A 7,576-nucleotide genomic window follows, 5' to 3' on the forward strand; every position below is an offset into this window, starting at 1 on the left:
AGCGAGCGAGCCTCGCTCCTGCAGACTTGCAGGTTGGCCCTTCTCTTGCTTCACACCCTGTCAAATTTTCCAAACAATAAAGAACAGGTGAATGCACATGCCTAGCGAACCCATCGCCGCCGCAGCGGCCCCCTCTTCGGTCGACTTCGAAAAAGTCGGCTCCGATTACTTTCAACAACGCGAACTGAAAAAAGGCGCCGCCGGCTGGGTTCTGCTGGTAGGACTGGGCGTGGCGTATGTGATCTCCGGCGACTATGCCGGCTGGAACTTCGGTCTGGCCCAAGGCGGCTGGGGCGGAATGTTCCTCGCCACCTTGCTGATGGCCACTATGTACTTGTGCATGTGTTTCTCGCTGGCCGAGTTGTCGTCAATGATCCCCACAGCGGGCGGCGGCTACGGCTTTGCCCGCAGTGCATTCGGCCCGTGGGGCGGGTTCCTGACCGGCACGGCAATCCTCATCGAGTACGCCATTGCCCCGGCCGCCATTGCCGTGTTTATCGGCGCTTATTGCGAGTCGCTGTTCGGGATTGGCGGCTGGATGATCTATCTGGCGTTTTACATCATCTTCATCGGCATCCACATTTTTGGGGTCGGTGAAGCGCTCAAGCTGATGTTCATCATTACCGCCGTGGCCGCCATTGCCCTGGGCGTGTTTCTGGTGTCGATGGTGCCGCACTTCAGCGTTGCCAACCTGCTGGACATCCCGGTGACCGAGGCCAAAGGCGCCAGCCCGTTCCTGCCGTTCGGTTATGTGGGCGTGTGGGCCGCCATCCCGTATGCGATCTGGTTTTTCCTCGCCGTCGAAGGCGTGCCGCTGGCCGCCGAAGAAACCAAGAACCCCAAACGCGACCTGCCGCGCGGCCTGATCGGCGCCATGCTGGTGCTGGTGACGTTCGCGCTGATGATCCTGGTCATCGGGCCGGGCGGTGCCGGGGCGCATCATTTGATGGCCTCGGGCAACCCGTTGGTGGAAGCCTTGAGCAAGTCCTATGGCGGTTCCACCTGGATGGGCGGTTTCGTCAATCTGGTCGGGCTGGCCGGTTTGATCGCCAGTTTCTTCTCGATCATTTACGCCTATTCGCGTCAGATCTTCGCCCTGTCCCGTGCAGGCTATCTGCCACGCAAACTGTCCGAAACCAACAAAAGCAAAGCACCGGTACTGGCCCTGATCATCCCCGGCATCATCGGGTTTGGCCTGTCACTCACCGGACAAGGCGATCTGCTGATTCTGGTGGCCGTGTTCGGGGCGACCATTTCCTACGTGTTGATGATGGCCGCGCACATCACCCTGCGCATTCGTCGCCCCAAAATGGAGCGTCCGTACCGCACACCGGGCGGCATTTTCACCTCCGGCGTCGCACTGGTGCTGGCGTGCGTGGCGGTGGTCGCCGGTTTCCTGGTCGATCCGCGGGTGGTGATTGGTGCGGCCGTGATCTATGGCGTATTAATTGCCTATTTTGCGTTCTACAGTCGGCATCACTTGGTCGCCGGTACACCTGAAGAGGAATTCGCGGCCATCCAGAAAGCCGAAGAAACCTTGCACTGATCGCTGAGTAGCCCGCCAGACGCCCCGCGTCTGGCGTCAAGGAGCACCCTGTATGGCAACGTTTTCCCATGCGGTAGGTACGCAGACTTACCGCTTTGACAGCCTCAAAGAGGTGATGGCCAAGGCCAGCCCGGCACGCTCCGGCGATTTCCTGGCGGGCGTGGCCGCGCAAAACGATGGCGAGCGGGTCGCGGCACAAATGGCACTGGCCGACATCCCGCTCACGCATTTCCTGCACGAAGCGCTGATTCCTTACGAGACCGATGAGGTCACGCGGCTGATTATCGACAGCCACGACGCCCAGGCTTTCAGCGGGGTCAGCCACCTGACCGTCGGCGGGTTTCGTGACTGGCTGCTCAGCGACGCCGCCGAGGAACACAGCTTGCGCGCCCTTGCGCCGGGGCTGACGCCAGAAATGGCAGCCGCCGTGTCGAAGATCATGCGCGTTCAGGACCTGATTCTGGTGGCGCAGAAGATCCGCGTCATCACCCGCTTTCGCGGCACGCTAGGCCTGCACGGCCGCCTGTCAACGCGCCTGCAACCCAACCACCCCACCGATGACCCGGCCGGGATCGCCGCGAGCATTCTCGACGGCCTGCTTTACGGCAATGGCGATGCCATGATTGGCATCAACCCGGCCACCGACAGCATTGCCTCGATCTGCGACCTGCTGAAGATGCTGGACGCGATCATTCAGCGGTACGAGATCCCCACTCAATCCTGCGTGCTGACCCACGTCACCACCTCTATTGAAGCGATCAACCGCGGCGTGCCACTGGATCTGGTGTTTCAGTCCATTGCTGGCACCGAGGCGGCCAACGCCAGTTTCGGCATCAACCTGAATATCCTGCAAGAAGGCTATGACGCCGGGCTGAGCCTCAAACGCGGCACATTGGGTAACAACCTGATGTATTTCGAGACAGGCCAGGGCAGCGCACTGTCGGCCAACGCGCACGCCGGCGTCGATCAACAAACCTGCGAAACCCGCGCCTATGCGGTGGCGCGGCATTTCAAACCGTTTTTGGTTAACACCGTGGTCGGCTTCATCGGCCCCGAGTACCTGTACAACGGCAAGCAGATTATCCGCGCCGGACTTGAGGACCATTTCTGCGGCAAGCTGCTCGGGGTGCCGATGGGGTGCGACATCTGCTACACCAACCACGCCGAAGCGGATCAGGACGACATGGACACCCTGTTGACCTTGCTCGGCGTGGCCGGGATCAACTTCATCATGGGCATTCCGGGCTCGGACGACATCATGCTCAACTACCAGACCACCTCGTTCCATGACGCCCTGTATGCGCGCAAGACGCTGGGCCTCAAACCGGCGCCCGAGTTTGAGCAATGGCTGAGCAAGGTCGGTATTTTCACCCAGCGCGATGGCCGCATTGAATTCGGTCATCAACTGCCACCGGCATTCCGTCAGGCGCTGGCCCATTTGGGAGGTCGTTGAACATGGCCCACACACCCAACGACAGCACAAACCCTTGGCTGGCACTGCGCCACCTGACGCCTGCACGCATTGCGCTGGGCCGCACCGGCACCAGCCTGCCGACCCACGCCCAGCTAGACTTCCAGTTTGCTCACGCGCAAGCGCGCGATGCAGTGCATTTGCCTTTCGATCATGCGAGCTTGAGCGCTCAACTGAGCGAGCGCGGGCGTGACAGTCTGTTGCTGCACAGCGCGGCGGCCGATCGTCATAGCTACCTGCAACGCCCTGACCTCGGGCGCAAGCTTCACGACACCTCAGCGCAGATTTTGCGCGATTACACGCACGCCAACCCCGGCGGTGTCGACGTGGCGGTGGTGGTGGCGGACGGCCTTTCCGCGCTGGCAGTCCACCGGCACACCCTGCCTTTTCTGGCACGCATGGAGGAGCACATCGCCAGCGACGGCTGGTCGATGTCGCCGGTGGTGCTGGTGGAACAAGGCCGGGTGGCGGTGGCGGATGAAATCGGCGAGCTGCTCGGCGCCAAAATGGTGGTGATGCTGATTGGCGAACGGCCGGGGCTCAGCTCGCCGGACAGCCTGGGCCTGTATTTCACCTACGCGCCCAAGGTCGGGCTGACCGACGCCTACCGCAACTGTATTTCCAACGTGCGGCTCGAAGGGCTCAGCTACGGCATGGCCGCTCATCGGCTGGCGTATCTGATGCGTGAAGCCTGCCGTCGGCAGTTGTCGGGCGTGAACTTGAAGGACGAAGCGCAGGTTCAGACAGTGGAAACGGACACGCCCCGCCAAAATTTCCTACTCAGCGATCAATAAATCCGGCGATTTGTCGCTACCCTGTTGACCTGTAGTCACTGTCGAGCCGCGCAAAGCGGGCATCGACAGTCGCTACGGGGCCTCAAAAAAAATCTGTCCCCAATACACGCTTCGCTACAAACTCTAGAAGCAGAAGTTGCTTCAATCCGTATAATCCGTCCGGTTCAAAATGTACGAAAAAACTACACCCTCTGTAGTTCATTACCTTTTTCCCCGCACAGACCTGCTGAGCCGGGTCATCAACACAGGTGCTTTACATGGATATCAACCCGGTCGAGATTATTTTGCACCTCGATGTGTATTTAAATCAGCTGGTGAATAATTACGGAGTGTGGATCTACGCCATCCTGTTCTTGGTTATTTTTTGCGAAACCGGCTTAGTCGTAATGCCTTTTTTACCTGGAGACTCACTGCTCTTCATCGCGGGCGCTCTATCGGCGGCACCTGCAACCGCGGCAGGTGTAGGACTTGACCCCGTATTGTTGGGAGGTCTTTTGATGTTGGCAGCCATTTTGGGTGACAGTACCAACTACGTCATAGGACGAACGGCAGGAGAAAGGCTGTTCAGCAATCCGAACTCGAAAATTTTCCGCCGCGACTACCTGCAAAAAACCCACGACTTCTATGACCGCCACGGCGGAAAAACAGTCACTATGGCGCGTTTCTTACCAATTTTCCGAACCTTCGCTCCGTTTGTTGCCGGTGTGGCACGCATGCCCTACCCGCGCTTTTTCGGCTTTAGCGTATTCGGTACCATCCTGTGGGTTGGCGGCCTGGTGACCCTGGGTTACTTCTTCGGCAATGTACCGTTCATCAAGAAAAACCTGTCGTTGCTGGTGGTGGGCATCATCCTGCTGTCACTGGTGCCGATGATTGTGGGTGTGGTGCGCAGCCGTCTGGGGCGCACACCTTCCAAAGCCTGATCGAGACAAGCCCATGTGGTCACTGAGCGAATGGAGACGCCAGAGGATACTTGCCCAGCACCCGGTCGCCCCGGAGGCCTGGCATGAGGTGCGCCAACACCTGAGCATCCTCGATGGTCTGGATGACAAACAAGACACCTGGCTGCGTGAGCACAGCGTGCTGTTCTTGCAGGACAAACACCTGACGCCGATGCCCGGGGTTGAACTCACCGAGGTCGGCCGGCTGCTGCTGGCCGCGCAAGCGCAATTGCCGCTGCTGAACCTGGGTGAGCTGGACTGGTATCAGGGCTTTCACGAAATCGTGCTCTACCCCGACGATTTCGTCAGCCCGCAGCGTCACCGCGACGCCAGTGGTGTGGAGCACGAATGGGAAGGGCATCACAGCGGCGAAGCCTGGGAGCATGGCCCGGTGGTGCTGGCCTGGCCGGGCGTGCTGTCGAGCGGTGGCTGGGAAGGTTACAACCTGGTGATTCATGAGCTGGCACACAAACTCGACATGCTCAACGGCGCCGCCAATGGCATGCCGCCCCTGCACAGCAGCATGAACGTCAGCGACTGGTCCCACGCCATGCAAGCGGCCTACGACCACCTCAACCATTACCTCGATCACCACAACCCCGATCACGCGCCCATCGACCCGTATGCGGCCGAAAACCCGGCGGAGTTCTTTGCTGTCATCAGCGAGTATTTCTTCAGCGCACCCGATCTGCTGCATCAGGCCTACCCACGGGTTTACCAGCAACTGAGCCTGTTTTATCGTCAGGATCCATTGACCCGCTTACAAATGCTTCAGCGTGAACATGTCGGATACCGCGCACAGCACTGATCGCCCAAGCGTGACGTCGTTGCAGGAATACGCCTATAATCGCCGCCACTTTTTGGCCAAATCGGCCAAGCAAACTGGCCTACTAACGGGGGCACCGCCCAATGAGCTACAGCAAGATTCCGGCTGGCAAAGACCTGCCGAATGACATCTACGTCGCTATCGAGATTCCGGCTAACCACGCGCCGATCAAATATGAAATCGACAAAGACAGCGATTGCCTGTTCGTTGACCGCTTCATGGCCACCCCGATGTTCTACCCGGCCAACTACGGCTTTATCCCGAACACCCTGGCCGACGACGGTGACCCGCTCGACGTGCTGGTCGTGACCCCTTACCCGGTTGCACCCGGTTCGGTTATCCGTGCTCGCCCGGTCGGCATCCTGCACATGACTGACGACGGCGGCGGCGATGCCAAAGTGGTTGCAGTGCCTCACGACAAGCTGTCCCAGCTGTACGTGGACGTTAAAGAGTACACCGACCTGCCACCTCTGCTGATCCAGCAGATCCAGCACTTCTTCGAGAACTACAAAGACCTCGAAAAAGGCAAGTGGGTGAAAATCGAAGGTTGGGGCGACGCAGAAGCCGCTCGCGCCGAGATCACCAAATCGGTTGCTGCCTACAAAGGCTAAGTGTTGAATCACTGGCTTCGGCAAGTGCCTACACTTGAAAACCCCGGTCTTCCGGGGTTTTTTATGCCCGCTTAAACACGGTAAAACAGCGTGTTCACCCCGTACAAATGAGTCGCACATTAAACGTAGGAAAAGCCTCTAGAAAAGGGCGATTCGTCTGATTCTTACGTGCTTTTTTGAACGTTTAGTTTATTTAAACGGCGACTTCTTCTCCGTAAACTCCGCCAGCATGAATACATCCGGTGATCGTCTAAGACTCCTCTTAAGGGAGTGCCATTTATCCGCTTCGGACTTCGCTGCCAATCGCCGCGTTACGCCGCAGCACGTCAACAACTGGTTCAAGCGCGGCATCCCCATGGCTCGGCTTGACGAAATCGCTGAGCTTTTGTGTGTGAACAGTCGCTGGCTGCGCACGGGGGAAGGTTTAAAACACCCCAAAGGCCCAAGCGCGCCTGAACCCACGCGCGCATCAGCAGAAGCGCAACCCATGCCCCTCAAATCCGCCAACGTGTCACCCGACACCAGCGATGTCTGCATCGCGTTCTATAACGAAGTGTTAGCGCCCGATGGGGCCGGAACACGTGTCATGGAAATCCCCAACCACCACGTGCGCCTTGACCACTCGATCTTGCAGGCTGCGGAGGTGAGTCCGGAGCATGCCGTTTGCGTCCCCATGATTGGCAACAGCATGACGCACAAAATACAGAGCGGTTCTACCCTGGCCATCGACACCAGCCTCACGCACATCGTCGACGGCGAAATTTACGCCCTCGAACAGGACGGCATGCTGCGTATCCAATACGCCTACCGCCTGCCGGGTGACGGGCTGCGCCTGCGCAGCCACAACCTCAGTGAATACCCGGACGAGCGCTACTCGGCCGAACAGATCCAGGCTTTGAATATCCGCATATTAGGCTGGGTATTTTGGTGGTCGACCCTCAACACCCGCAGGCCCGCCGTGCCCCACCCGCTTGAAGACAACTGAAGGACCACCCGCACTGCCGGAAAACCCGGACCGGTTTTAGCTGGGAAACCTTCGCGAAGTTGAGTATGCTGCGCCGCACACTTTGCAACCGCTGCGAGCGGTTCGCACGACCAGACGGCCACACGCCTCTGCGTCCACATCCACATGCCTTTGCGCTGGATGTCCACATTGAAGGTGGGTACGGTTTACCAAAAATAAACCACATCCTCCCCCGAGAAGCCGGCCACAAGCCGGCTTTTTAATGCCCGCCGATTACGTCCCGCGCTTAAAGCACCGTAACCGCTCCATGAACCCCACATTCAAAGCACTAAGCTAATGCCAGATGCTGGGCTCCCGATTCTCTCAGGAGCCCTGAGATCATGATGCGACCCGACGCCAAAGTCGAAAAAGTGTACCTCTACC

The 7,576-nt window shown here is 58.9% G+C and carries 7 protein-coding genes; all 7 read left to right on the forward strand.

The annotated features are described in order from the left end of the window. Positions 1–97 precede the first annotated feature (97 nt). Entirely contained in the window at positions 98–1,546 is a 1,449-nt protein-coding gene (gene eat, locus TU74_RS19430) for an ethanolamine permease (RefSeq protein ID WP_047274251.1), read from the forward strand. Between the two features lie 52 nt (positions 1,547–1,598). After that, entirely contained in the window at positions 1,599–2,999 is a 1,401-nt protein-coding gene (locus TU74_RS19435; protein WP_048377388.1) for an ethanolamine ammonia-lyase subunit EutB, read from the forward strand. Beyond that, a complete protein-coding gene (eutC, locus tag TU74_RS19440) occupies positions 2,996–3,811 on the forward strand; it encodes an ethanolamine ammonia-lyase subunit EutC (RefSeq protein WP_162199725.1) in 816 nt (271 codons plus the stop codon). Before TU74_RS19435 ends, eutC begins: the two co-directional genes overlap by 4 nt. A 257-nt stretch (positions 3,812–4,068) precedes the next feature. Next, complete coding sequence (locus TU74_RS19445) at positions 4,069–4,734, forward strand: DedA family protein (protein ID WP_047283119.1); 666 nt, start codon at positions 4,069–4,071, stop codon at positions 4,732–4,734. Between the two features lie 13 nt (positions 4,735–4,747). Next, entirely contained in the window at positions 4,748–5,560 is an 813-nt protein-coding gene (locus tag TU74_RS19450; RefSeq protein ID WP_048377389.1) for a M90 family metallopeptidase, read from the forward strand. 101 nt (positions 5,561–5,661) lie between these two features. After that, positions 5,662–6,189, forward strand: a complete 528-nt coding sequence (gene ppa / locus TU74_RS19455) for an inorganic diphosphatase (protein WP_016779241.1) — start codon at positions 5,662–5,664, stop codon at positions 6,187–6,189. Between the two features lie 229 nt (positions 6,190–6,418). Next, positions 6,419–7,174 carry a LexA family transcriptional regulator gene (locus tag TU74_RS19460; RefSeq protein WP_048377390.1) on the forward strand — a complete coding sequence of 252 codons (756 nt, stop codon included), beginning with the start codon at positions 6,419–6,421 and terminating at the stop codon, positions 7,172–7,174. Positions 7,175–7,576: the final 402 nt, after the last annotated feature.

This window comes from Pseudomonas lundensis (genome assembly GCF_001042985.1).
Taxonomy (GTDB): Bacteria; Pseudomonadota; Gammaproteobacteria; order Pseudomonadales; family Pseudomonadaceae; genus Aquipseudomonas; species Aquipseudomonas lundensis.

Coding starts and splice junctions, on each gene's coding strand:
- TU74_RS19460 (WP_048377390.1), top strand. CDS start 6,419: ATGAATACATCCGGTGATCGTCTAAGACTCCTCTTAAGGGAGTGCCAT.
- TU74_RS19435 (WP_048377388.1), top strand. CDS start 1,599: ATGGCAACGTTTTCCCATGCGGTAGGTACGCAGACTTACCGCTTTGAC.
- TU74_RS19445 (WP_047283119.1), top strand. CDS start 4,069: ATGGATATCAACCCGGTCGAGATTATTTTGCACCTCGATGTGTATTTA.
- ppa (WP_016779241.1), top strand. CDS start 5,662: ATGAGCTACAGCAAGATTCCGGCTGGCAAAGACCTGCCGAATGACATC.
- TU74_RS19450 (WP_048377389.1), top strand. CDS start 4,748: ATGTGGTCACTGAGCGAATGGAGACGCCAGAGGATACTTGCCCAGCAC.
- eat (WP_047274251.1), top strand. CDS start 98: ATGCCTAGCGAACCCATCGCCGCCGCAGCGGCCCCCTCTTCGGTCGAC.